We start from the raw sequence: 22,958 nt of genomic DNA, 5'->3' as shown, positions 1-22,958 counted from the left end.
GCTTCGCGATGATCGTCGCCCTCTTCGTGCTCGTCTACCTCTTCGTGCCCGTCGCCTACACGTTCGCCTTCTCGTTCAACGACTACCGCAAGTCGAACATCACGTGGGTCGGCTTCACCACGAAGCACTGGGCCAATCCCTGTGGCGCGCAAGGGGCGTGCGAGTCGCTGGTGGTCTCGCTCCAGGTGGGCGCCATCGCCACCCTCATCGCGACGATCCTCGGCACGATGATCGCGTTCGCCCTCGTGCGGCACCGCTTCCGGGGACGCACGACGAGCAACCTCATCGTCTTCATCCCCATGGCGACCCCCGAGATCGTGCTCGGCGCGAGCCTCCTGACGATCTTCGTCCAGGGCTTCTCGAACATCGGGCTGCGCCTCGGCTTCTGGACGATCGTCATCGCCCACATCATGTTCTGCATCAGCTTCGTCGTCGTCACGGTCAAGGCGCGCCTGCAGAGCCTCGACCCACGCCTCGAGGAGGCCGCGCAGGACCTCTACGCCGGACCCGGCGGCACGTTCTGGCGGGTCACCTTCCCGCTCGTGCTCCCGGGCATCGTGTCCGCGGCGCTGCTCTCCTTCTCGCTCAGCTTCGACGACTTCATCATCACGAACTTCGTGTCGGGCGACGAGACGACGTTCCCGAAGTTCGTCTACACCTCCTACCTGCGCGGCATCCCCGCCCAGGCCAACGTCATCGGCTTCTCGATGTTCGCCATCGCGGTGCTGCTCGTCATCGCCGGTCAGGTCATCGGCAACGCCAGGAGGGCGAACAAGGCATGAGGGTCCTCATGGTCGGCTCGGGCGGCGTCGGTGACGCCGCCGCCCGGATCGCCGCCGAGCGCGGCTTCTTCGACGCCTGGGTGGTCGCGGACTACGACGCCGAGCGCGCCGAGCGCACCGTGGCCGCCGTCGTCGAGCGCCACCCGGGGGAGTCGCGCTTCGTCGCCGCCCAGGTCGACGCGTCGTCGGCGGAGGCCGTCACGGCGCTCGCCCGTCAGCACGGCGCCACGCACGTCTTCAACGCCGTCGACCCGAAGTTCACGATGTCGATCTTCAACGGCGCCAAGGCAGCCGGCGCCGACTACCTCGACATGGCCATGAGCCTCTCGCACCCGCACCCCGAGCAGCCGTATGCCGTCACGGGCGTCAAGCTCGGCGACGAGCAGTTCGCCGTCGCCGACGCGTGGGAGGCCGACGGTCGGCTCGCGCTCGTCGGGATCGGTGTCGAGCCGGGCCTGTCGGACGTCTTCGCCCGGTACGCCGCCGACCACCTCTTCTCCGAGATCGACGAGCTCGGCACGCGCGACGGTGCCAACCTCGTCGTGCACGACGAGGACGGCAACGAGGTCTTCGCGCCGAGCTTCTCGATGTGGACGACGATCGAGGAGTGCCTCAACCCGCCCGTCGTGTGGGAGAAGGACCGCGGCTGGTTCACGACGCCGCCCTTCAGCGAGCCGGAGGTCTTCGAGTTCCCTGACGGCATCGGTCCCGTGGAGTGCGTCAACGTGGAGCACGAGGAGGTGCTCCTCATGCCGCGCTGGGTCGACGCGAAACGGGTCACCTTCAAGTACGGCCTCGGTGACGAGTTCATCGGCATCCTCAAGGTGCTCCACACGCTCGGCCTCGACCGCACCGAGCCCGTGACGGTCAAGGGCGTGCAGGTCTCGCCCCGCGACGTCGTGGCCGCGGTGCTGCCCGACCCGGCGACCATCGGTCCCCGGATGAGCGGCAAGACGTGCGCAGGCCTCTTCGTCACCGGCACCGGCAAGGACGGCAGGCCCCGGGCGACCTACCTGCACCACGTCGTCGACAACGCCGAGACGATGGCCGCCTACGGCGCGCAGTGCGTCGTGTGGCAGACGGCCGTCAACCCGGTCGTCGCGCTCGAGCTGCTCGCGAACGGCTCGTGGCAGGGATCCGGGGTGCGCGGGCCCGAGGCCTTCGACGCCGTGCCCTTCCTCGACCTGCTCGCGGCGCCGAAGCCCGAGGGCTACGGCTCGCCCTGGGGGATCGACGAGCGGACGCCGGTCCCGCTCGAGCCCGCGGGCCCGTCGTCGACCTGAGGCGACGGGTCACGTCCCGACCGGTGCCCGCCCAGCGGGTCACCGACCTTCGCCCTGCCCGACGCCGTTCGTCGGGTGGGGACGACCGGCGAACGTCCACGACAGGAACAGGAATAGGGTTGCGACATGGCAGCTGTGACGCGCGAGTCAGTGATCGAATCGGTCCCGAAGGGCCTGCTCATCGGCGGGCAGTGGCGGGACGGCAGCGACGGGGAGACCATCGCGGTCGAGGACCCCTCGACGGGTGAGGTGCTGACCCACGTGGCCGCCGCCACCGTGGCGGACGGCCGGGCGGCGCTCGACGCCGCCGTCGCGGCGCAGGCGGACTGGGCGCGCACGGCGCCGCGCGACCGCGCGGAGCTGCTGCGGGCGGCATACGAGAAGATCACCGAACGCGCGGACGAGTTCGCGATGCTCATGACGCTCGAGATGGGCAAGACGCTCGCCGAGAGCCGCGGCGAGGTCGCCTACGGCTCCGAGTTCTTCCGCTGGTTCTCCGAGGAGGCGGTGCGCATCTCGGGCCGCTGGTCGACCGCCCCCAACGGCGCGACCCGGCTCATGACGATGAAGCAGCCGGTCGGCCCGACGCTCATGATCACGCCGTGGAACTTCCCGCTCGCGATGGGCACCCGCAAGATCGGCCCGGCCATCGCCGCCGGCTGCACCATGGTCATCAAGCCGGCGAGCCAGACGCCGCTGACGATGCTCGCGCTCGCCGAGCTGCTGCGCGAGTGCGGCCTGCCCGACGGCGTGCTCAACGTCGTCATGGCAGGGCACGGCAGCACCGGTGAGGTGATGGAGCCGCTCATCCGCGACCCGCGCCTGCGCAAGCTCACCTTCACCGGCTCGACGCCGGTGGGCCGCTCGCTCATGGAGCAGGCCTCGCAGGGCATCCTGCGCGTCTCGATGGAGCTGGGCGGCAACGCACCGTTCCTCGTCTTCGAGGACGCCGACGTCGACAAGGCCGTCGAGGGCGCGATGCTCGCCAAGATGCGCAACATGGGCGAGGCCTGCACGGCCGCCAACCGCTTCTACGTCCACGAGTCGCTCGCCGACGAGTTCAGCGCCGCCCTCGCCCGCCGGATGGGTGCGCTCAGCCTCGGCCAGGGCACGGAGGAGGGCGTCGACGTCGGCCCCCTCGTCGACGAGAAGGCCCGCGACAAGGTCGCCGCCCTCGTCGACGACGCCGTCGCGAAGGGCGCGCAGGTGCTCGTCGGCGGCTCGGCACCCGAGGGCGCCGGATGGTTCTACGAGCCGACCGTGCTCGTCGACGTGCCGACGAACGCCGACATGGCCCGCGAGGAGATCTTCGGCCCGGTCGCGCCCGTCACGACGTTCCGCACCGACGCCGAGGCGATCCGGCTCGCCAACGACACCGAGTACGGTCTCGTCGCCTACCTGTTCACCAAGGACCTATCGCGGGCGATCACGGTGAGCGAGGCGCTCGAGTACGGCATGGTCGGCGTGAACCAGGGCATCGTCAGCAACCCGGCCGCCCCCTTCGGCGGCGTCAAGGCCTCCGGCGTCGGGCGCGAGGGCGGCTTCGAGGGCATCGACGAGTACCTCGAGACGAAGTACGTCGGCCTGGCGCTCTGACGACGACGGGCCTGGTCGGGACCGCAAGGACGATCAAGCCCGTCGTCGGTGCCCGGCGCTAGCGTCGAGGGATGTTGGAGACACCGGAGGAGACCGCTGCACTGCAGTCGCTGCTCGACGCCTCGCACGGCCGGGCGACGGGGCACCTGCGGAGCATCATCGACGACGGCCGCACCCTCACCGCCCGGCAGCTGGTCGCGCTGCTGACGGGCATGAAGGTGCTCTCGGTCGCCACGGTCACGGCGCGGGGCGAGCCGCGCATCAGCGCCCTCGACGGGCACTTCCTGCACGGCACGTGGACCTTCGGCACCTCCGGGTCGTCGGCGAAGGCGAGGCACCTCGAGGCGCGGCCGGCGGTCAGCGTGGCGCACGTCGACGGCGAGGAGCTCGCGCTCTTCAGCCACGGCCGAGCCGAGCTCGTCGAGCCGGGTGCCGACCGCGACGAGGTGGACGCGCACTGGACCGCCCACTACGGCAGCAGTCCCTACTCGTGGGGAGACGACATCAGGATGTACCGCCTCCGGATGACGTGGGCCGTCGCCTACGCCGCCCACCGCGACGAGCTGCTCCGGGAGAGGGGCGTGACCGCCTGACTCGCCGGGTCGGAGGCTGCGCGAGAATGCCGGGGTGACCGACACCCCCGCACGTCCTCGCCGCATCGTCCTGCTCGGCTCCACCGGCTCCATCGGCACGCAGGCCATCGACCTCGTGCGCCGCAACCCCGACCGGTTCGAGGTCGTCGGGCTCTCGGCAGGCCGCAACCTCGACCTCGTCGCCGAGCAGGCCGTCGCGCTGCGGGTGCCCGTCGTGGCGGTGGCGGACGGCACGCCCGACGACCTGGCGCGAGCGGTCGCGCGCGCGGCCGACGCGGCGGGCGTGACGGCATACGACCCCGAGCTGCTCGTCGGCGCCGACGCGAGCACGCGGCTCGCCGCTCGCGAGGCCGACGTCGTCGTCAACGGCATCACCGGTGCCATCGGGCTCGAGCCGACCCTCGCCGCCCTGCGCGCCGGCACGACCCTCGCGCTCGCGAACAAGGAGTCGCTCATCATCGGCGGCCCGCTCGTCAAGGCGCTCGCGGCGCCCGGCCAGATCGTGCCCGTCGACTCCGAGCACAGCGCCATCGCGCAGTGCCTCCGCGGTGGCCGCGCCGACGAGGTGCGCCGGCTCGTCGTCACGGCGAGCGGGGGGCCGTTCCGCGGGCGGTCCCGCGCCGAGCTGGCCGACGTGACGCCCGAGCAGGCGCTCGCGCACCCGAACTTCGCGATGGGTCGCGTCATCACGACGAACTCCGCGACGCTCGTCAACAAGGGTCTGGAGGTCATCGAGGCGCACCTGCTCTTCGACGTGCCCTTCGACCGCATCGAGGTCGTCGTGCACCCCCAGCAGATGATCCACTCGATGGTCGAGTTCGTCGACGGCTCGACGATCGCCCAGGCCGGCCCGCCGCGCATGCTCGTGCCGATCGCGCTCGGCATGAGCTGGCCCGAGCGCATCGCCGACGCCGACGTGCCGGTCGACTGGACGCGCGCGCAGTCGTGGGAGTTCGAGCCCCTCGACGACGAGGCGTTCCCGGCCGTCGCGCTCGCTCGGGGGGTCGGCGAGGCCGGCGGCACGTGGCCGGCGGTCTACAACGCCGCCAACGAGGTGGCCGTCGACGCCTTCCACGAGGGCCGGCTCGGCTTCGTCGGCATCGTCGACACCGTCGCGCAGGTCGTCGACGCGTATGCCGGCAGCGCCCTCTCGCAGGTCGGCGACCTGACGCTCGACGACGTCCTCGCCGCCGATGCCTGGGCCCGCGAGACCGCCGCAGAGGTCGTCGGCAGGCCCTGACCCGCCCGGCCTCCCTCGCCCTCGCTCTCGCCCTCGGTTCGATGTATTGCACGGTCGGTGGTGACCGCGGAACACATCGAATCGGGGGAGGGGGTCAGCTGTCGAAGAGGGCGTCGGGGAGGTCGACGTCGACCTCGTCGAGGTCGACGGTGAAGCCGTGCGGCACCCCGACCGGGCCCACCGGCTCGCACGAGACGACGACGCCGGTGCCGCGGTCGAGCCCGACGAGCCACTCCGGGTAGTCGACGTCGGCTCGCAGCTCCCGCCCACTTGCCCCGGCATCCTGGCGCTCGGACTCGACGCCCCAGAGGAGCGGGCAGCACGAGCACCGCGGCTCGTAGCCCTCGACTCCCACGGCGACCGCCCACCAGGTCTCGCGGCCCTTGCGAGTCGTGGCCTGCAGCCCGGTGAGGCGGGTGCCGGTCGCGAGCTCGACGGGGTCGAGCATGGCCACCCAGTCGTAGGAGCCCCAGAGCGGGTCGTCGTAGTCGACCTCGAACCGGTCGGGCCGCTCGGCGACGAGGCCGTCGGCGCGCCGCACCGGCTCGTGGTCCTGGGGCGGTGAGACGACCCACTCGGGCTGCCGCCCGCCGACCCCGCCGTAGAACACCTTGGCGTACGGCACCCCCGTGACGACGTGCCGCCTGCCGCCGACCTCCACGGCCAGGCGACCGGGCCGCGAGAGCCACGCCTCGACGGGCTCCTGCCCCGGGCGCCTCAGGGTGAGGTGGAGCGTGGTGAAGAGCCAGGGCGAGGAGCGCGCCAGGGCCCTGAACTCGTCGTCGGTCGGCGTCGTCACGCCCCCATCCTCGCCGGGGCACGCGTCGACCGCGCAGGAATTTCCGGTCGGCGGTGTGACAATGGGGCGTGCTGTTCTTCCTCGGGGTCCTCGTCGTCGTCGTCGGTGTCGCGCTCAGCATCGCGCTGCACGAGATCGGCCACCTCGTGCCGGCGAAGAAGTTCGGCGTCAAGGTGACGCAGTACATGGTCGGCTTCGGCCCCACCATCTGGTCGCGTCGGCGCGGGGAGACCGAGTACGGCATCAAGGCGATCCCGCTCGGCGGCTACGTCCGGATGGTCGGCATGCTGCCGCCCCGGCCCGGTGACAAGCCCGGCGAGCTGCGCACGCTCTCGACCGGCCGCTTCAGCCAGATGGTCGACCAGGCCCGCGCCGACTCCATGGAGGAGATCCAGCCGGGCGACGAGGACCGGGTCTTCTACAAGCTGAGCCCCGGCAAGAAGATCGTCATCATGCTCGGCGGCCCGCTGATGAACCTCGTCATCGCCACCGTGCTCATCACCGGTGCCATCACGATCTTCGGCCTGCCGCAGGTGGTGCCCCGCGTCGGACTCCTCTCCACGTGCGTGCCGACCACGACGCCGACGCTCGCCGTCCCGCAGCCGGTCTGCAAGCCCGGTGACCCCGTCGCCCCGGCCAAGGCGGCCGGGCTGCAGGAGAAGGACCTCATCGTCTCGATCGACGGTCGGGCCGTCAGCTCGTGGGACCAGGTGACCGCGGCCATCCGTGACAGCAAGGGCCGCGACATGTCGTGGGTCGTGAAGCGCGGCGACCAGCAGGTGCCGATCACCATCACGCCGGCCGTGATCGAGCGGGCCACCTTCGACGACCAGGGCAACCCGGTCGCGAAGGACGGCAAGCCGGTGCTCAGCCCGATGGGGTTCGCCGGCATCACCCCGCGGCGGGAGCTCGTCACGACGCCGCTCGCGCAGGCGCCCAAGTTCGTGTGGGACCGCACGGTCGACACGGCATCCATCATCGTCAAGATCCCGCAGAAGATGGCCGGCGTCGTGCAGGCGGCCTTCGGCTCGGGGGAGCGTGACCCCAACGGCCCCATCTCGGTCGTCGGCGTCGGGCGCATCGGCGGCGAGGTGGCCGCCCTGGACATCCCCGCCGACGAGGGCGGCAGCTGGCTCAAGCTCGAGCAGCTCGTGCTGCTCATCGCGTCCCTCAACCTCGCGCTCTTCGTCTTCAACCTCGTGCCGCTCCTGCCGCTCGACGGCGGTCACGTCGCCGGCGCGGCCTGGGAGGCGGTCAAGAAGGGCTGGGCGCGCCTGCGCAACCGCCCCGACCCCGGCTTCGTCGACGTCGCCAAGGGCCTGCCGGTCGCCTACGCCATGAGCCTCGTGCTCATCACGATGTCGGTGCTGCTCATCTACGCCGACATCGTCAAGCCCATCAACATCTTCGGCTGACGGGCCGGACGGCGGGTCCCTTGGAGCACGGGTCGGCGCAGGGTGGAGAATGACCTCATGAGCGTCTCCCTCGGCATGCCGCCGCTGCCCCCGCCGGTCCTCGCCCCGCGGCGGCAGACCCGCCAGATCCAGGTCGGCAAGGTCGGCGTCGGCAGCGACTTCCCGGTCTCGGTGCAGTCGATGACGACGACCCCGACGACCGACATCAACGCGACGCTGCAGCAGATCGCCGAGCTGACGGCATCGGGCTGCGACATCGTGCGCGTGGCGTGCCCGAGCCAGGACGACGCCGACGCGCTGCCCGCCATCGCGCGCAAGAGCCAGATCCCGGTCATCGCCGACATCCACTTCCAGCCGAAGTACGTGTACGCCGCCATCGAGGCCGGCTGTGCCGCGGTGCGCGTCAACCCGGGCAACATCCGCCAGTTCGACGACCAGGTCAAGCAGATCGCGCGCGAGGCCAAGGACGCCGGCGTCTCGATCCGCATCGGCGTCAACGCCGGCAGCCTGGACAAGCGGATCATGGAGAAGTACGGCAAGGCGACGCCCGAGGCGCTCGTCGAGTCGGCCGTCTGGGAGGCCAGCCTCTTCGAGGAGCACGACTTCCACGACTTCAAGATCTCGGTCAAGCACAACGACCCCGTCGTCATGGTGCGCGCCTACGAGCTGCTCGCCGAGCGGGGCGACTGGCCGCTGCACCTCGGGGTCACCGAGGCCGGGCCCGCCTTCCAGGGCACCATCAAGTCGGCCACGGCCTTCGGGGCGCTGCTCTCCCGCGGCATCGGCGACACGATCCGCGTCTCGCTGTCGGCTCCTCCCGTCGAGGAGGTCAAGGTCGGCATCCAGATCCTGCAGAGCCTCAACCTGCGACCCCGCAAGCTCGAGATCGTCTCGTGCCCGTCGTGCGGCCGCGCGCAGGTCGACGTCTACACCCTCGCCGACCAGGTGACCGCCGGCCTCGAGGGCATGACGGTGCCGCTGCGCGTCGCCGTCATGGGCTGCGTCGTCAACGGGCCGGGGGAGGCCCGCGAGGCCGACCTCGGCGTCGCCTCGGGCAACGGCAAGGGCCAGATCTTCGTCAAGGGCGAGGTCATCAAGACCGTGCCGGAGGCGCAGATCGTCGAGACCCTCATCGAGGAGGCCATGCGCCTCGCCGAGGAGATGGGCGAGCCGGTGGACGAGGAGTCCGCCGGGGCGCCGAGCGTCACCGTCGGCTGAGGTGCGCCCACCCGTGACCGCGACCGTGGGTGGAGCCGGGGCCGAGCCGCGCCCGGGTTCGCGGAGCCCGAGCACGTCCCTCCGGTATGCCGTCCTGCGCGACCTCGCGCAGCGCATCGTCGCGCTGCGGCCGGGGGAGCGGGTCGCCGTCGCGGTGGACGGGTTCGACGGCGCCGGCAAGACGGTGCTCGCCGACCAGCTCGCCGAGGTCATCGGCGCCCTCGAGGGGTCGGGCACCGGTCCGCGCGACGTGCTCCGGGTGGGGATCGACGGCTTCCACCGGCCACGGGCGCAGCGGATCGCGCGGGGCCGCGGGCCGGAGACGTTCTACGAGGACTCCTACGACTACGCGGCGTTCCGGCGCGCCGTCGTCGAGCCGTTCCGCCTTGGCGAGCCGGTGACGCCGGCGGTCAACGACGTCGAGGCCGACCGCCCGGTGCACCCCGACCCCGTCGCGGTCGGGGCCGACACGGTGCTGCTCGTCGACGGGATCTTCCTGCAGCGGCCCGAGCTCGCCGACGTCTGGGACGCGACCGTCTGGCTCGAGGTGCCCTTCGCCGTCTCGGTGCCCCGGGGCAACGCGCGCTTCGCGGCACCCGCCGACCAGCCGGAGGATCGGTCCCGCCGGCACGAGCACGACCCCGATCCGGAGGCCGAGTCGAACCGGCGCTACGTCGGCGGCCAGCGGCTCTACCTCGCGGACGCCGACCCACGCGGGCACGCGACGTGGGTGCTCGACAACGCCGACCTCGACCGCCCGGCGCTGCAGGGGCACCGCTGACAGGCGGGCGGGCGTGCCGGGGTGACACCCGGGCCGCGGACGGGCACAGTGGGGAGGTGCTCCGCCAACGCCTCCCCGTGCGGCCGCTCTCGGCTGCCGACCACGACGCCGCCCTCGAGGTGTGCGCGCGTGACCGGGTGGCCAACGTCTTCGTCGCGGCCCGCATCGTCGAGGGCTCGCTGCGCGCCGCGCCCGGCTCGCTGCTCGGCCACTGGAGCGACGGCGAGCTGAGGGGGCTGGCGTGGGTCAGCGCCAACGTCGTCCCCGTCGAGCTCGACGACGAGGGCGTCGCCGCCGTGGCAGCACGGATCGTCCGGATGCGGCGCCAGTGCGCGTCGCTCTTCGGGCCGAGCGCGCAGGTCGTGGGCCTGTGGGACCGGCTCAGCCCGACGTGGCGACCGGTGCGCGCGATCCGCGCCCACCAGCCGCTGCTCGCCACCCGGCGGCCGCCCTCCGCGCTCGGCATCCCGATCGACCCGGACGTGCGCCCCGCACGCCTCGACGAGGTCGACCTCGTGCTGCCCGCCGCGGCCCACATGTTCACCGAGGAGATCGGCTACCCGCCCTACTTCGGCTCGGACCGCGGCTACCGCGCGAGCATCGCCTCGCTCGTCCGGGCCGGGCACACGTTCGTCAAGGTCGAGGACGGCGAGGTCGTCTTCAAGGCCGACGTCGGCTCCCTGGCCCTCGGCTGCGCGCAGGTGCAGGGCGTCTGGCTGCACCCGCGCCTGCGCGGTCGCGGCCTGTCGGTGCCCGCCATGGCCAGCGTCGTCGAGCAGGTGCTCGCGGGGATGGCCGACGAGGTCTCGCTCTACGTCAACGACTTCAACGTGGCCGCCCGGGCCGCCTACGAGCACTGCGGCTTCCACGAGGTGGGGGCGTTCACCACCGTCCTGCTGTAGCCGCCGGAGCGACACCTAGGGTGGGCTCATGAAGACCACGACGAACGCACCGCTGGGCAAGGACGCCATCGCCCTCGCCGGCCTCTTCCTCACCTCCGGCACGATGCACTTCGTCAGGCCCGAGCCGTTCGAGTCCATGGTCCCGCGGCAGCTGCCTGCCCGCCGCGGTCTCGTGTATGCGTCCGGCGCGCTCGAGATCGCCTGCGCCGTCGGCCTGTTCGTGCCGCGCACGCGCAAGGCCGCCGGTCTCGCGTCGGCCGCCCTGCTCGTCGGCGTCTTCCCGGCCAACGTCGTCATGACGACGGCAGCCAAGCGTCGGCTCGACCGCAAGCCGGACGACACGAAGCGGCAGGGCTACTTCGCCGCGACGGTGGCGCGCCTGCCGCTCCAGTGGCCGATGATCCGCACGGCGCTACGTGCCGGTGGCGTCCTGCGCTGACCCGCCCCCGGGTGGCATGCTGCCGGTGGCGGCGTTGAACGCGATGCTGATGCTGTCGCCGACGCGCCGGTAGCCGATGGCCCGGTAGATCGCGTTCGACGTCGGGTTGGCGAGGTCGGTGTAGAGCATGCAGGCCTCGCCGGCGTCCTGACGGGCCCGGCTGAGGGCTGCGACGAGGGCGCTCGCGTAGCCGTGGCCGCGCAGCGCCGGTGGCGTCCACACCCCCGAGATCCGGGTCACCCCGCCACTGGCGGGTGAGGCGTAGGCCATCGAGACGAGCCGGCCGTCGTCCTCCCACAGCCCGATCCGGCCGTCCGCGAGGTGCTCGGTGAGTGCACCGGCGCGGCGGCCACCGCCCTCGACCGCGTCGACGAACTGTTGGTGCCAGGCGTCGACGACCGCCATGTCGCCCGGCTCGGCGACCCGGTAGCGACCGGCGACCGCGAACGGCACCCGCGGACGGGTCGGCAGGCCGAAGCGCCCGACCTCCATCGCCACCGTCGCCGACGCCCCGGTCCGGGCCGTCCACTCGTCGGCGAAGGCCTCGGCCGGCGCGCGCAGCCCACCGACGCCCGGCAGGTCTGCTCGGCCGGCGAGGTCTGCACGGCCGGCGAGGCCCGCACTGCCTGCGAGGTCTGCGAGGCCTGCGGCGAGGGTGCGGGCCTGGTCCGGGGTCGCGAGGGCGATGTGCACCTGGTGCGGGGGTGTGTGCATCGCCGCCGCGACGACCTGGCCGCTCGCGTCGGTCCCGACCCACCACCGCGGCTCGAGGTGTCGACCCGGGTCGACGACGAGCGAGCGGGTGACGCTCGCGAGCACGCTGAGCGCCTCCGGATCCGTGGCGACGAGCGGTTCCACGAGTCGCAGGACCTGCTCCGGGTCGGTGACGAGCGTGAACGTGCAGGGCGCGGACGGCATACGCCCATCCTCGTGCAGGCGGCCCGCGCCGGCGCGGGCGTGAGCAGGTTGTGGGTGTCGTGTGGAGGTTGCGTACGCGCGCCGCGTCCCGGGCCCGCCGGCGGCAGGTCCGGTGCCACGATCGGGCGGTGCCCTTCACCCCGAGCCACGCCGTCGTCGCCATCCCGCTGCGCCGTCTGGGGCTGCCGCTCGCGGCCGTGGCCGTCGGGGCCATGGCGCCCGACGCCGCGATGTTCCTCCCGGGGCTGTTCTCCTACCGGCACACGCACTCGGCGACCGGGGTGGTCACGACCGACCTCGCCGTCGGTCTCGTCGTGGTCACGACGTGGTGGGCCGTGCTGCGCGCACCCGTCGTCGACGTCCTGCCCGACGCGGTGCGCCGGCACCTGCGGCTCGACGTGCCCGGGTGGCACCGGCTGCGGTGGTGGGTGTCGGTCGTGGCCGGTGTCGTCGTCGGCTCCGTCACGCACGTCGTGTGGGACGCCTTCACGCACGCCGGTCGGTGGGGCTCCGAGCTGCTGCCGTGGCTCGCGACGACGGTGGGGCCGTGGCCGCTCACCCGGTGGCTGCAGTACCTCTCGGGCATCGGCGGCCTCGTCGGCATCCTCGGGTGGTGGGCGTGGTCGTGGGCGTGGTGGTGGGCGGTGCAGCGCCGGCGGCGCCTCGAGCAGGCAGGGGCCGCCGACCGCGTCGCGTACCGGCACCCGCCGGCCGGCGGCCCCGGGACCACAGCAGCTGTCCCCGGGAACACCGCGGCTGTATCCGGGAACACGGCGGCTCTCCCCGGGAGCGGTCGGAGGAACGGCGCGCGGTGGTTGCGGCCCGCGCTGCGGTCGCTTCCCGTCGCCGGCGGCCTCTGCGGTCTGCTGCTCGGCGTCCTCACCCTCGTGCCCGATCCGGCCGGCCTCGACCAGGTCGCACCGGAGCGGCTGCTCGTGCGGGCGGTGGTCGTCGGGGGCCTCGGCGTCGCGGTGGGACTGCTCGCGCTCGCGGGTGTCTGGCACGCCGCCGTCGGTACGCGCGGACGTCGGCTCGTCCAGGGGGCCGAGGCCGACGACGGCTGAGCACGGTCGAGGTGAATGGTCGCGGCGGGGCCCGACGGATCACCTCGACCCGAGGGCCCGGGGGCGCGGTCGAGGTGATCCCTCGCGACCGCGCGCGACGGCGTACCTCGACGGGAGAGCTCGACGGCACTGCCCGACGGGAGAGCGGGCTGGATCAGACCCGGGCCAGCAGCTCGGCGTGCGTCATCGCGAACCACGCGTCGGGGTGGGTCGACCAGCGCCGCCAGGCCGCGCTGACCTCGCCGAGCTCCGCGGCTGTGAGAAGGCCGTGCTCGATCGCCTGGGTGGCGAACGTCGACTCCAGGGCGCGCCTCGCCCAGGTGTCGCCCCACCACGCGCAGTGCTGGGCGGTCGCGTACGTCCAGACGGACGCCGACGGGGTCAGCTCGGTGAGGCCGGCCGCGTGCGCCCAGGCGAGCAGGTGGCGTCCGGCATCCGGCTCGGCGTGGTTGAGCCTCGCGAGCCGCCGGTAGACCTCGAGCCACATGGTCATGCCGTCGGACGCCGGGTGCCACACCATCGAGGCGTAGTCCACGTCACGCACCGCGACGAGGCCGCCCGGCCGGGTCGCGCGGGCCATCTGACGGAGCGCGCCGGCGGGGTCGGGGAGGTGCTGGAGCACCTGGTGGGCGTGCACGACGTCGAAGGAGGCGGCATACGGGAGCGCCATGACGTCGGCGAGCGCGAAGCGGGTGCGGGTGTCGCCTCGCTCCTGCGCGTGCCGCCGTGCCTGCGCGAGGGGAGCCTCGACGTTCTCGACGCCCACGACCCGGCCGCTCGACCCCACGGCCTCGGCGAGGTCGAGCGTGACGGTGCCCGGCCCGCACCCGACGTCGAGCACCGTCAGGCCCTCACGCAGGTGCGGGAGCAGGTAGGCGGCCGAGTCGGCTGCCGTGCGCGTGCCGTGCGCGGCCAGGACGCTCGTGTGGTGCCCGTGGAGGTAGACGTCCGTCATGCGTGGACGCTACTCCGCGGCACCGATCGCGCGCCCGGCTGCCCGCGGACGGTGCGGGTCGACGAGGACCGCCGAGTGACAGATATCCTGCCGGGGTTCCGCACCCGCGCGCTCCGGAGAGCGCGGGGCTGCACCCTGCACCACACGAGGAGTCCCGGTGGCCCTGCACATGTCGTCCCTGTTCCTGCGAACCCTTCGTGAGGACCCGGCGGACGCAGAGGTCCCGAGCCACCGCCTGCTCGTGCGCGCCGGCTACGTGCGTCGCGTCAGCCCCGGCGTCTACACGTGGCTGCCCCTCGGCCTGCGGGTGCTGCGCAACGTCGAGAAGATCGTGCGCGAGGAGATGGACGCCATCGGCGCCCAGGAGCTGCTCTTCCCCGCGCTGCTGCCCAAGGAGCCCTTCGAGGCGACCGGCCGCTGGACCGAGTACGGCGACAACATCTTCCGCCTGCAGGACCGCAAGGGCGCCGACCACCTGCTCGGCCCGACCCACGAGGAGATGTTCACCCTCACGGTCAAGGACCTCTACAGCTCGTACAAGGACCTCCCGCTCTCGATCTACCAGATCCAGACGAAGTACCGCGACGAGGCGCGTCCCCGCGCCGGCGTCCTCCGCGGTCGCGAGTTCGTCATGAAGGACAGCTACTCCTTCGACGTCGACACCGCAGGCCTCGAGAAGAGCTACCAGCTGCACCGCGAGGCCTACGTCCGCATCTTCAACCGCCTCGGCTTCCACTACGTCATCGTCGAGGCGATGGCGGGGGCCATGGGCGGCAGCAAGAGCGAGGAGTTCCTCGCGACCGCCGAGGTCGGCGAGGACACCTACGTGCACTGCACGAGCTGCGGGTATGCCGCCAACGTCGAGGCCGTGCGCGTGCCGGCGCCCGACGCCGTCGGCTGGGAGGGCACTGCGGCGGCGCACGCCGAGGACACCCCCGACACCCCGACGATCGAGACCCTCGTCGCGCACCTCGACGAGCACTTCCCGCGCGGGGACCGCGCGTGGACGGCGGGCGACACGCTCAAGAACGTCATCGTCATGCTCGTCCACCCCGACGGGACGCGCGAGCCGCTCGCCATCGGCGTGCCGGGTGACCGCGAGGTCGACGAGAAGCGCCTCGGCGCGCAGGTCGAGCCGGCCGAGGTCGAGGCCTTCACCGAGGCCGACTTCGCGGCGAACCCGGCGCTCGTCAAGGGGTACATCGGGCCCGGGGCGCTCGGGCTCGAGGGCACGAGCGGCATCCGCTACCTGCTCGACCCGCGCGTGGCCGAGGGCACCCGGTGGGTCACCGGTGCGAACGTGTCCGGCCAGCACGTCATCGACCTGGTCGCCGGTCGGGACTTCACCGCCGACGGCACCATCGAGGCCGCCGAGGTGCGCGAGGGCGACGCCTGCCCCACGTGCGACCACACCCTTTCGACCGCCCGCGGCATCGAGATGGGCCACGTCTTCCAGCTCGGCACGAAGTACGCCGAGGCGCTCGACCTCAAGGTGCTCGACCAGAACGGCAAGCTCGTCACCGTCGTCATGGGCTCCTACGGCGTCGGCGTCTCGCGCGCCGTGGCCTGCGTCGTCGAGGGCAACCACGACGAGTCCGGCATCGTGTGGCCGCGCGAGCTGGCGCCCGCCGACGTCCACATCGTGGCCGCCGGCAAGGACGAGGCGCTCTTCGTCAAGGCCGAGGAGATCGCCCGCGAGCTCGAGGTGCAGGGCCTCACCGTCCTCGTCGACGACCGCAAGGGCGTCAGCCCCGGCGTGAAGTTCAAGGACTCGGAGCTCATCGGCATCCCGACGATCCTCGTCATCGGGCGCGGCCTGGCTGACGGCACCGTCGAGATCAAGGACCGGCGAACGGGGGAGCGGCGCGAGGTCGCGGTCGACGACGCCGTCGCCGACCTGACGGCCGAGGTCACGGCGGAGGTCGAGCGCTCGTGACGTCCGGCAGCCAGTCGGTCGAGGCCGTCGTCTTCGACTGGGGCGGCACCCTGACCCCGTGGCACGAGGTCGACCTGCCCCAGCAGTGGCGCGTCTTCGCCCGCACCGTGCACGGGCTCCCCGTCGAGGACCCGGCGATGCCGGCCGAGGACCTCGCCGAGGCGGACTCGCTCGCGCTGCGCATCCACGAGGCGGAGGAGCGCGCCTGGAAGCGCGGACGGGCGACGCACGAGAGCGCGTCGCTCGCCGACATCCTCGACGCCGCCGGCGTCGACCCCGAGCACGACCGGCACCACCTCGCGCTCGCGGCCTACCAGCGCTTCTGGGAGCCGCACACGCACACCGACGAGCAGGTGCGACCGCTCTGGGAGTCGCTGCGCCGCAAGGGGATCCGGATCGGCGTGCTGTCCAACACCATCTGGACGCGGGACTACCACCGCGAGGTCTTCGCCCGTGACGGGGTGCTCGACCTGCTGGACGCCGACGTCTACTCCTCCGAGATCCACGTCGTGAAGCCGCACCCCGACGCGTTCCACGCGGTGTGCGACGCGCTGGGGGTCGCTCCGGAGCGGGCCGTCTACGTCGGCGACCGCCTGTTCGAGGACGTGCACGGACCCCAGCAGGTCGGGATGCGCGCCATCCTCGTGCCGCACTCCGACATCCCGACGAACCAGCGCACGGCCGTGGACGCGCGGCCGGATGCGGTCGCCGACGAGCTGCTCGACGTCGCCGGCATCGTGGCGCTGTGGAACCACGAGGCGACGGCGCACGGGGCGACGGCGCACGGGGCGACAGCGCACGGGGCGACGGCGCACGAGGCAGCCGCCGCGGGCGACGGGGCGTGACCGACCCGACGGTCACGACGCTGGCCTTCCTCGGCGCGGCCGCGTTCGTCGCGGGCTGGATCGACGCCGTCGTCGGCGGGGGAGGGCTGGTCCAGCTGCCGGCCCTCCTCGTCGGCCTCCCGGGCGCCAGCCCGGCGCAGCTGCTCGCGACGAACAAGTTCGGCTCGATCTTCGGCACCGCGACGAGCTCGGTCACCTTCTACCGCCGGGTGCGGCCCGACCTGCGCACCGCACTGCCGATGGCGGCGGTCGCCTACCTCGGCTCGATCGGCGGCGCCTTCATCGGGCTGCACATCCCCAAGTCGGCCTTCAACCCGATCATCCTCGTGCTGCTCGTGGTCGTCGGGGCGTACACGCTGCTCAAGCCCGACCTCGGAACGGAGTCGCTGCGCCGCTTCCACGGGGCCCGTCACACGGCGCTCGCGATGGTGACCGGCTTCGTCGTGGGGGGCTACGACGGGGCCCTCGGACCGGGCACGGGGAGCTTCCTCGTCTTCGCCCTCGTCGGCCTGCTCGGCTACACGTTCCTCGAGGCGAGCGCCAAGGCGAAGATCGCCAACTTCGCCACGAACCTCGGCGCCCTGACGGTCTTCGCCCCCATGGGGCTCGTGCTGCTCAAGGTCGGCCTCGTCATCGCCGCGACGAACCTGCTCGGCGGCTACGTCGGTGCCCGCACCGCGGTGGCCCGGGGCAGCGGCTTCGTCCGGATCGTCTTCGTGGTCGTCGTCGGCGCCTTCGTCGTCAAGATCGGCGGGAGCCTGCTCGGCTGGTGGCCCTGACCGGTCCCGGACGGTGGGGCGTGCGCCGGCGTGACGAGCCCCCGTCGTGACGACTCACACCCGTGCCATCCGACGGGCACAGCACACCCACAGGGTGCGTCGCGAACCTGAGTGCCATGACCTCACTCGCCCTCCCCGAGAGCCGCGACCTCTCGGTGCCGGCCGCGCAGCGCCACGCCGTCCGCCCGACGCCCGCCTGGTGGCGTGACGCCACCGCCGTGTTCGCCTGGGCGACGATCCTCTTCGTCGTCGCCCTGTGGGTCGCCGGCGGTGGGCTGAGCGCCTTCGGCTCGCTCGGTGAGGGCGTCACCAACGTCGGTCGCCTGAGCGGGCTCATCGCATCGGTGCTGATGCTCCAGCAGGTGCTCCTCATGGCCCGGATCCCGGTCGTCGAGCAGGCCTGGGGCCAGGACGAGCTCGCCCGCGTGCACCGCCTCGTCGGGTTCACCTCGTTCAACCTCATGGTCGTGCACATCGTGCTCGTGACGATCGGCTACAGCGCGGGGACCGACCTCGGGGTCGTCGCCACCTTCGTCGACCAGGTGCTGCACTCGCCCGGCATGCTCCTCGCGCTCGCCGGGACCGTGGCCCTCGTCATGGTCGTCGTCACGTCGATCAGGAAGGCGCGCGCCCGCCTCCGCTATGAGTCGTGGCACCTGCTCCACCTCTACGCCTACCTCGGCGCGGGACTGGCGCTGCCGCACCAGCTCTGGACCGGGCAGGACTTCCGGGGCAACGTTGTCGCCACCATCTTCTGGTGGGGCCTGTATGCCGCGTCGCTCGCCGCCGTGCTCGCCTACCGGGTCGTGCTGCCCGTGGTGCGGTCACGCCGGCACCGCCTGGTCGTCTCGGAGGTCGTCGCCGAGTCGCCCACCGTCACCTCGGTCGTCATGACGGGTCGCCGGCTCGACCGGCTGCCCGTGCGGGCCGGCCAGTTCTTCCAGTGGCGCTTCCTCGACGGGCCGGGATGGACCCGGGCCAACCCCTACTCCCTCTCCGCGGCCCCGGACGGCCGGTCGCTGCGGATCACGGCCGAGGCCGTCGGCGACTCCAGCGCGCGGCTCGCCACCCTGCGGCCCGGCACCCGGGTGCTCCTCGAGGGCCCCTACGGACGCCTGCACACGGGGGTCCGCACGCAGGTCAGGACGGTGCTCGTCGGCGCCGGCATGGGCATCACGCCGCTGCGCGCGATCCTCGAGGAGCTGCCGGCGTCGCCCGACGGCGTCGTCGTCATCTACCGCGTCGGCAGCCAGGCCGACATCGTGCTCGCCGACGAGCTGCTCGACCTCGCGCGGGCCAAGGGCGGGCGCGTGGTCGCGGTCGTCGGGCACCGCAACCGCGAGCGGGCGAGCTGGCTGCCCGTCGACTCGAGCCACCTCGGCGACTCCGAGGCCCTGACCCGCATCGTGCCCGACATCGCCGAGCGCGACGTCTACGTCTGCGGTCATCCCCGCTGGATGGACGCCGTGGTCGCCGCCGCCCACGAGGCAGGCGTCCCGGCCGAGGCGATCCACTCCGAGCGCTTCACCTACTGACCCCTCGAAACAGAACCGAAACGAGCCTTCCATGCGACGCGTCGTCCTCTGGGCCATGAGCACCGTGACCGTGCTCGTCCTCCTCTTCAGCTACAGCACCTCCCGCAGCTCCTCACCCGTCGTGGCCGCCGAGACCCGCCAGGTGACCACGACGAGCAAGACGTCGGAGAGCACCGGGTCGGGCTCGGGCTCCTCCTCGGCGAGCTCCTCCGACTCCGCGGGACAGGAGCCGGCCGCCGACGAGAGCACGTCGGGGTCTTCCGACTCGTCCGGCTCGTCTGACGCCTCCGGGTCGAGCGGCTCGAGCGGCTCGAGCGGCTCGAGCGGGTCGAGCGCCTCCGGCTCGGGGGCGTCGAGCGCCACGAAGACGTATGCCGGTGACGCCGTGATGACGCGCTTCGGCAACGTCCAGGTGCAGATCACCGTGGAGAACGGCAAGATCACGGCTGCCGACGTCCTCCAGGTGCCGTGGAACGACCGCCACGACCAGATGATCAACTCGCAGGCGGTCCCCGTCTACAACCAGGAGGCCGTCGACGCCCAGTCGGCACAGATCGACGTGGTCTCGGGCGCCACCTACACGTGGGAGGGCTACACGCAGTCGCTGCAGTCCGCCATCGACCAGGCCAACCTCTGAGTTCGGCCGTGAACACACAGCCGACGCCGACCACGACCACGCAGGTGACCAAGGAGCCCAGGATGGATGCCGCGAAGAGCGCGGAACCGGCAGCAGGCCCGCCGCAGCGACGGGCCTGGGTGGAGCACATCATGGGGATGCCCGTCAGCATCCACCTGCGGGGCACGGGCGTCGACGAGGTGCCGGCGCAGCAGGCCGTCGCCGAGGCGTTCCGGGTGCTGCGCGAGATGGACTCCGTGTTCTCGACGTACCGGCTGGACTCGGACCTCATGCGGCTGCGCCGCGAGGAGGTCGGCATCACTCAGTGCAGCCCGCTCGTGGAGGAGTCGTTGCGCATCGGGCAGGAGGCCGAGGTGCTGACCCGCGGCGCGTTCACGACGCTGCTGCCGACCGGCGAGGGGGACCTCGCCTTCGACCCGACGGGTCTGGTCAAGGGCTGGGCGGTCGACCTCGCCTCGGCGCCGCTCAGCGCGCTGCGCGGCATCTCGTACTGCATCAACGCCGGCGGCGACATCCTCGTCGGTGCGCACCCCGACCTGCCGTCGAGCGGGCCCGGCGAGATCTCGTGGCGCGTCGGGGTCGAGGACCCGTCCGACCGCTCCCGCATCGCGACGACGCTGACCCTGTCGCGCGGGGCGGTGGCGACGTCCGGCACGGCGGCCCGGGGCGCGCACCTCTACGACCCGGCGGCCGGCGAGCTCGTGGGCCGCCCGGGATCGGTGACCGTGACCGGCCCGACGCTCCTGTGGGCCGACATCTGGGCCACCGCGCTCTTCGTCGGGGGCTCGGCGACCCGGGAGGCGTTCGCCGCGGCGGCGCCCGACTACCGGTCCACGGCGCTCTAGCGGCCGTCCTGGCTCGCCGTCGATCGGGCTTGCACCTTTCTTGCGGGAAACCTGCGCCCTGCGGGTCGTGCGTCTTGCGCTTGGCGGAGCAGAGTCTTCCTCAGCAGCAGGAACGGCTGGGGGGCTGAGCCTGCTGGACACAGAGACCTTCGGGCGAGGGCCCGCCGATCCGGGGAAGGAGCGCCATGACCAGCAGCATCACCATCGACCCTGCGGTGACGATGCGCGGCCTTGGCGCCCTCCCCGGTCGGCGGGCCACCTCGAGGACTCCGGTGGGGGGAGGAAACTGGGCCGGGGCGGGCCACCAGGTGGGAGGTGCGTCCGCCCCGGGCCCGGCACGTTCGTCCGGACCCCGCCGCCCAGGCGATCGCGCAGTGCGCGCGGTGCGACCGGGCGGCAGTGCGGTGCGTCATGCCACCGCTCGTGGCCGCTGAGTCGGCGGTGGGTCTCGAAGCAGCGCCGGACACCGTGTGCGTGGGATGCAGCGGATGCTCCCAACCGTCCACGTGCGTGCTCGACCCGCTGGCGCTCGCCCGGCTCGCCTGTGAGCTCGAGAGCGAGGACCTCGCCCGCTCGATCGCCAACACCTACCTCCGGATGCTCGACTCGCGCCTCTCGCGCGCCGAGACCGCGCTGGAGAGCCGCGACGAGGTCGCGGCCATGGACGTCCTGCTGAGCCTGCGCGTCTCGTCGTGCACGGTCGGCCTCATGCGCCTCGAGTCGGCCGTCCTGTGCGTCATCGAGGCCGTACGGCGCGGCGAGGCCGAGCTGGCCCGCGTGCGCGGCGCCCGCCTCGCCGGTCTCGCGGCTGCGGCCCGCTCGGCCCTCCGCGCCCACCTCGACCTCGCCTGGTCGGTGCAGCCCGGCTGAGCACCGGCGCTCCCGAGCTCGGTCCGCGAGCCTGGCCTCGTCCGAACCAACCGGCCGGTGCGTCCGCGTCTCGACACGCCGGTGGCCCCGCCCGGTTGGGCGGGGTGCGGGGCGCCGCCGTCAGGGATGGGCCGTGCCGACGTGCCAGACGACCCCGCGCTGGGTGATCGTCGCGGCGAGGTCGAGCTCGTGCACGGTGGTGTGGTGCCGGGGGCAGAGCAGGGCGCCGTTGTCGGTGGTGGTGGCGCCGCCGTGGACCCAGTGGGTCACGTGGTGCGCGTCGCACCAGGTGGCAGGCACGCTGCAGCCGGGGTAGCTGCATCCCTTGTCACGCAGTGTCAGCGCCAGTCGCTGCGTGGGGGTGAAGAGGCGGCGAGTGCGCCCGACGTCGAGGGGATGACTCTCGCTGCCGAGGACGGCGGGGATGATGCCGGCGTCGCAGGCGAGGCGGCGGGCCACCCCGGCGGAGAGGACCTGGCCGGTGAGCGTCCGTGCGGCACCGGGGCCCTGACCGACCAGGGTGTCGTAGTCGAGGATGACGACGACCTTGCTCTTGTCGGTGACGGGCACCCCGTCGGCCGCGGCGACACCCCGCTGGACGATGGTCGTGAGGGCATCGAGTCTGCGGTGGGCGGCGGTGCGCTCGTCCAGCTCGGTGTGACCCTGCTCGTCGGTGGTCGGGGCGGGCGCGGAGAGCGGGTCGATGGCGGCGTGCAGGATGGCGGCCGCCTCGGGATCGAGGGTCGCACGCATGCCGACCATGCCGGTCGGGGTGGGCTGGTCGAACCAGAGACCGCGGGCGTTGCGGCGGCGCCGGTCGAGGGCGTCCTCGTCGCGGGGTGGGCGGATCTGCTCGGTGTGGTGGCGCACGAGCTGGGCGAGCTCTTCGGGGCGGAGTCGGGTGGCGTGCTCGGTCAGGTCGGTCAGGGCGGTGGTGAGGTCGTCGGGGTCGGCGACGGGGGCGGTGCGGGTGTGGAAGTCGATGATCTGGGCGGCCTTGGCGACGGTGACCAGGCCGGTGGTGACGAGCAGCCGCAGCCGCGCCCACCGGCCGCTGGCGTTGTCGTTCATGCCAGGCGTGCCGGCGTCGGTGGGGCTGGTGTCAGCGTGCGTGCAGGTGTCGGCGAAGGCGGTGGCGACGGTGGTGAAGGCGCGGGCCTGGCCGGCGGTGAGGGTGGCGTCGTGGGCGCGGAGCCAGTCGATGCGGGAGAGGCCCTCGGGTGGCTGGGTGCCGCGGGCGGTGAGCTCGGTGAGGATGCCGAGGAGGGTGATCTCGTGGCTGGCGCGTTGGTGGGTGACCCATTCGGCCATGCGGGTCAGGTCGGGTGCGTGGTGGCGGGTCAGGGGTGCGCCGAGGAGGGCGTCGGTCTGGATGCCGACGTCGGGTTCGAAGGTGGGGGTGTAGGTGCCGCGGGCGATCTGCTCGGCGCGGTGGTCGGCGTAGGCGTCCATGGCGCGCAGCCAGTCGGGGTCGTCGACCATGGCCTCGAACCCGTCCGGTCCGAGCTGCTGCCCCATCCGGTGCA

The 22,958-nt window shown here is 72.7% G+C and carries 22 protein-coding genes; 18 read left to right on the top strand and 4 right to left on the bottom strand.

From position 1 onward, the window contains the following. Positions 1–8 precede the first annotated feature (8 nt). The 5 genes from ABT295_RS05765 to dxr all read left to right on the top strand — a co-directional run bounded on the left by ABT295_RS05765 (position 9) and on the right by dxr (position 5,494). Positions 9–782, top strand: coding sequence for an ABC transporter permease (locus tag ABT295_RS05765; protein ID WP_352394695.1), 774 nt, complete (start codon positions 9–11; stop codon positions 780–782). Then, positions 779–2,065, top strand: a complete 1,287-nt coding sequence (locus ABT295_RS05760) for a saccharopine dehydrogenase family protein (RefSeq protein ID WP_352393446.1) — start codon at positions 779–781, stop codon at positions 2,063–2,065. The genes ABT295_RS05765 and ABT295_RS05760 overlap by 4 nt, the downstream gene beginning before the upstream one ends. 126 nt (positions 2,066–2,191) lie before the next feature. Continuing rightward, positions 2,192–3,661 carry an NAD-dependent succinate-semialdehyde dehydrogenase gene (locus ABT295_RS05755; protein ID WP_352393445.1) on the top strand — a complete coding sequence of 490 codons (1,470 nt, stop codon included), beginning with the start codon at positions 2,192–2,194 and terminating at the stop codon, positions 3,659–3,661. A 71-nt stretch (positions 3,662–3,732) separates the two neighbouring features. Continuing rightward, positions 3,733–4,254 (top strand): pyridoxamine 5'-phosphate oxidase family protein, encoded by a 522-nt coding sequence (locus ABT295_RS05750; protein WP_352393444.1) that lies wholly within the window; start codon positions 3,733–3,735, stop codon positions 4,252–4,254. A 34-nt stretch (positions 4,255–4,288) separates the two neighbouring features. Next, positions 4,289–5,494: a 1-deoxy-D-xylulose-5-phosphate reductoisomerase gene (gene dxr / locus ABT295_RS05745; RefSeq protein WP_352393443.1), complete on the top strand. Its 1,206-nt coding sequence runs from the start codon at positions 4,289–4,291 to the stop codon at positions 5,492–5,494. A 94-nt stretch (positions 5,495–5,588) separates the two neighbouring features. On the opposite strand, the gene ABT295_RS05740 is transcribed toward dxr, so the two are convergent. Then, entirely contained in the window at positions 5,589–6,293 is a 705-nt protein-coding gene (locus ABT295_RS05740; protein ID WP_352393442.1) for a hypothetical protein, read from the bottom strand. Between the two features lie 68 nt (positions 6,294–6,361). Between ABT295_RS05740 and ABT295_RS05735 the strand changes: the two genes are divergently transcribed. From ABT295_RS05735 to ABT295_RS05715, 5 genes are read left to right on the top strand one after another with little or no spacing between them, the layout of a single operon-like run. Further along, entirely contained in the window at positions 6,362–7,708 is a 1,347-nt protein-coding gene (locus ABT295_RS05735) for a M50 family metallopeptidase (protein WP_352393441.1), read from the top strand. A 57-nt stretch (positions 7,709–7,765) separates the two neighbouring features. Further along, positions 7,766–8,926 (top strand): flavodoxin-dependent (E)-4-hydroxy-3-methylbut-2-enyl-diphosphate synthase, encoded by a 1,161-nt coding sequence (gene ispG, locus ABT295_RS05730; RefSeq protein ID WP_352393440.1) that lies wholly within the window; start codon positions 7,766–7,768, stop codon positions 8,924–8,926. 13 nt (positions 8,927–8,939) lie between these two features. Then, on the top strand, positions 8,940–9,707 hold the full coding sequence (locus ABT295_RS05725) for a nucleoside/nucleotide kinase family protein (protein WP_352393439.1): 768 nt from the start codon (positions 8,940–8,942) through the stop codon (positions 9,705–9,707). A gap of 56 nt (positions 9,708–9,763) precedes the next feature. Further along, positions 9,764–10,609: a GNAT family N-acetyltransferase gene (locus ABT295_RS05720; RefSeq protein ID WP_352393438.1), complete on the top strand. Its 846-nt coding sequence runs from the start codon at positions 9,764–9,766 to the stop codon at positions 10,607–10,609. Between the two features lie 28 nt (positions 10,610–10,637). Next, a complete protein-coding gene (locus ABT295_RS05715; protein ID WP_352393437.1) occupies positions 10,638–11,048 on the top strand; it encodes a DoxX family protein in 411 nt (136 codons plus the stop codon). Here the strand turns inward: ABT295_RS05715 and ABT295_RS05710 are convergent. Continuing rightward, positions 11,022–11,966 (bottom strand): GNAT family N-acetyltransferase, encoded by a 945-nt coding sequence (locus tag ABT295_RS05710; protein ID WP_352393436.1) that lies wholly within the window; start codon positions 11,964–11,966, stop codon positions 11,022–11,024. The genes ABT295_RS05715 and ABT295_RS05710 overlap by 27 nt on opposite strands. A 128-nt stretch (positions 11,967–12,094) precedes the next feature. On the opposite strand from ABT295_RS05710, the gene ABT295_RS05705 reads away from it, so the two are divergent. Further along, the gene (locus ABT295_RS05705) at positions 12,095–13,030 is read left to right on the top strand and encodes a DUF4184 family protein (protein WP_352393435.1); all 936 of its coding nucleotides are present in this window, start codon (positions 12,095–12,097) and stop codon (positions 13,028–13,030) included. Positions 13,031–13,184: 154 nt separating this feature from the next. Here ABT295_RS05705 and ABT295_RS05700 read toward each other — a convergent pair whose 3' ends face one another. Then, positions 13,185–13,985 carry a methyltransferase domain-containing protein gene (locus ABT295_RS05700; RefSeq protein ID WP_352393434.1) on the bottom strand — a complete coding sequence of 267 codons (801 nt, stop codon included), beginning with the start codon at positions 13,983–13,985 and terminating at the stop codon, positions 13,185–13,187. A 157-nt stretch (positions 13,986–14,142) separates the two neighbouring features. On the opposite strand from ABT295_RS05700, the gene ABT295_RS05695 reads away from it, so the two are divergent. From ABT295_RS05695 to ABT295_RS05665, 7 genes are all read left to right on the top strand, one after another. Then, positions 14,143–15,921 (top strand): proline--tRNA ligase, encoded by a 1,779-nt coding sequence (locus tag ABT295_RS05695; RefSeq protein ID WP_352393433.1) that lies wholly within the window; start codon positions 14,143–14,145, stop codon positions 15,919–15,921. Next, on the top strand, positions 15,918–16,766 hold the full coding sequence (locus ABT295_RS05690) for an HAD family hydrolase (RefSeq protein ID WP_352393432.1): 849 nt from the start codon (positions 15,918–15,920) through the stop codon (positions 16,764–16,766). Before ABT295_RS05695 ends, ABT295_RS05690 begins: the two co-directional genes overlap by 4 nt. Continuing rightward, positions 16,763–17,545, top strand: coding sequence for a TSUP family transporter (locus tag ABT295_RS05685; protein WP_352393431.1), 783 nt, complete (start codon positions 16,763–16,765; stop codon positions 17,543–17,545). The genes ABT295_RS05690 and ABT295_RS05685 overlap by 4 nt, the downstream gene beginning before the upstream one ends. Positions 17,546–17,661: 116 nt before the next feature. After that, positions 17,662–19,080, top strand: a complete 1,419-nt coding sequence (locus tag ABT295_RS05680) for a ferredoxin reductase family protein (RefSeq protein WP_352393430.1) — start codon at positions 17,662–17,664, stop codon at positions 19,078–19,080. Between the two features lie 31 nt (positions 19,081–19,111). Beyond that, positions 19,112–19,717 carry an FMN-binding protein gene (locus ABT295_RS05675; protein WP_352393429.1) on the top strand — a complete coding sequence of 202 codons (606 nt, stop codon included), beginning with the start codon at positions 19,112–19,114 and terminating at the stop codon, positions 19,715–19,717. An 8-nt stretch (positions 19,718–19,725) separates the two neighbouring features. Continuing rightward, positions 19,726–20,562, top strand: coding sequence for an FAD:protein FMN transferase (locus tag ABT295_RS05670; RefSeq protein ID WP_352393428.1), 837 nt, complete (start codon positions 19,726–19,728; stop codon positions 20,560–20,562). 510 nt (positions 20,563–21,072) lie between these two features. Further along, a complete protein-coding gene (locus tag ABT295_RS05665) occupies positions 21,073–21,432 on the top strand; it encodes a hypothetical protein (RefSeq protein WP_352393427.1) in 360 nt (119 codons plus the stop codon). Between the two features lie 120 nt (positions 21,433–21,552). Here the strand turns inward: ABT295_RS05665 and ABT295_RS05660 are convergent, their stop codons facing one another. Then, entirely contained in the window at positions 21,553–22,950 is a 1,398-nt protein-coding gene (locus ABT295_RS05660) for an HNH endonuclease signature motif containing protein (RefSeq protein WP_352393426.1), read from the bottom strand. Between the last annotated feature and the right edge of the window lie 8 nt (positions 22,951–22,958).

Source organism: Terrabacter sp. NPDC000476 (genome assembly GCF_040300125.1).
In the GTDB taxonomy this organism is placed as follows: domain Bacteria; phylum Actinomycetota; class Actinomycetes; order Actinomycetales; family Dermatophilaceae; genus Terrabacter.
Note: the sequence above shows the minus strand (reverse complement) of the source record. Positions and strands in the feature narration are given on the sequence as shown.

Coding starts and splice junctions, on each gene's coding strand:
- ABT295_RS05765 (WP_352394695.1), top strand. CDS start 9: ATGATCGTCGCCCTCTTCGTGCTCGTCTACCTCTTCGTGCCCGTCGCC.
- ABT295_RS05760 (WP_352393446.1), top strand. CDS start 779: ATGAGGGTCCTCATGGTCGGCTCGGGCGGCGTCGGTGACGCCGCCGCC.
- ABT295_RS05755 (WP_352393445.1), top strand. CDS start 2,192: ATGGCAGCTGTGACGCGCGAGTCAGTGATCGAATCGGTCCCGAAGGGC.
- ABT295_RS05750 (WP_352393444.1), top strand. CDS start 3,733: ATGTTGGAGACACCGGAGGAGACCGCTGCACTGCAGTCGCTGCTCGAC.
- ispG (WP_352393440.1), top strand. CDS start 7,766: ATGAGCGTCTCCCTCGGCATGCCGCCGCTGCCCCCGCCGGTCCTCGCC.
- ABT295_RS05715 (WP_352393437.1), top strand. CDS start 10,638: ATGAAGACCACGACGAACGCACCGCTGGGCAAGGACGCCATCGCCCTC.
- ABT295_RS05710 (WP_352393436.1), bottom strand. CDS start 11,966: ATGCCGTCCGCGCCCTGCACGTTCACGCTCGTCACCGACCCGGAGCAG.
- ABT295_RS05700 (WP_352393434.1), bottom strand. CDS start 13,985: ATGACGGACGTCTACCTCCACGGGCACCACACGAGCGTCCTGGCCGCG.
- ABT295_RS05680 (WP_352393430.1), top strand. CDS start 17,662: ATGACCTCACTCGCCCTCCCCGAGAGCCGCGACCTCTCGGTGCCGGCC.
- ABT295_RS05675 (WP_352393429.1), top strand. CDS start 19,112: ATGCGACGCGTCGTCCTCTGGGCCATGAGCACCGTGACCGTGCTCGTC.
- ABT295_RS05660 (WP_352393426.1), bottom strand. CDS start 22,950: ATGGGGCAGCAGCTCGGACCGGACGGGTTCGAGGCCATGGTCGACGAC.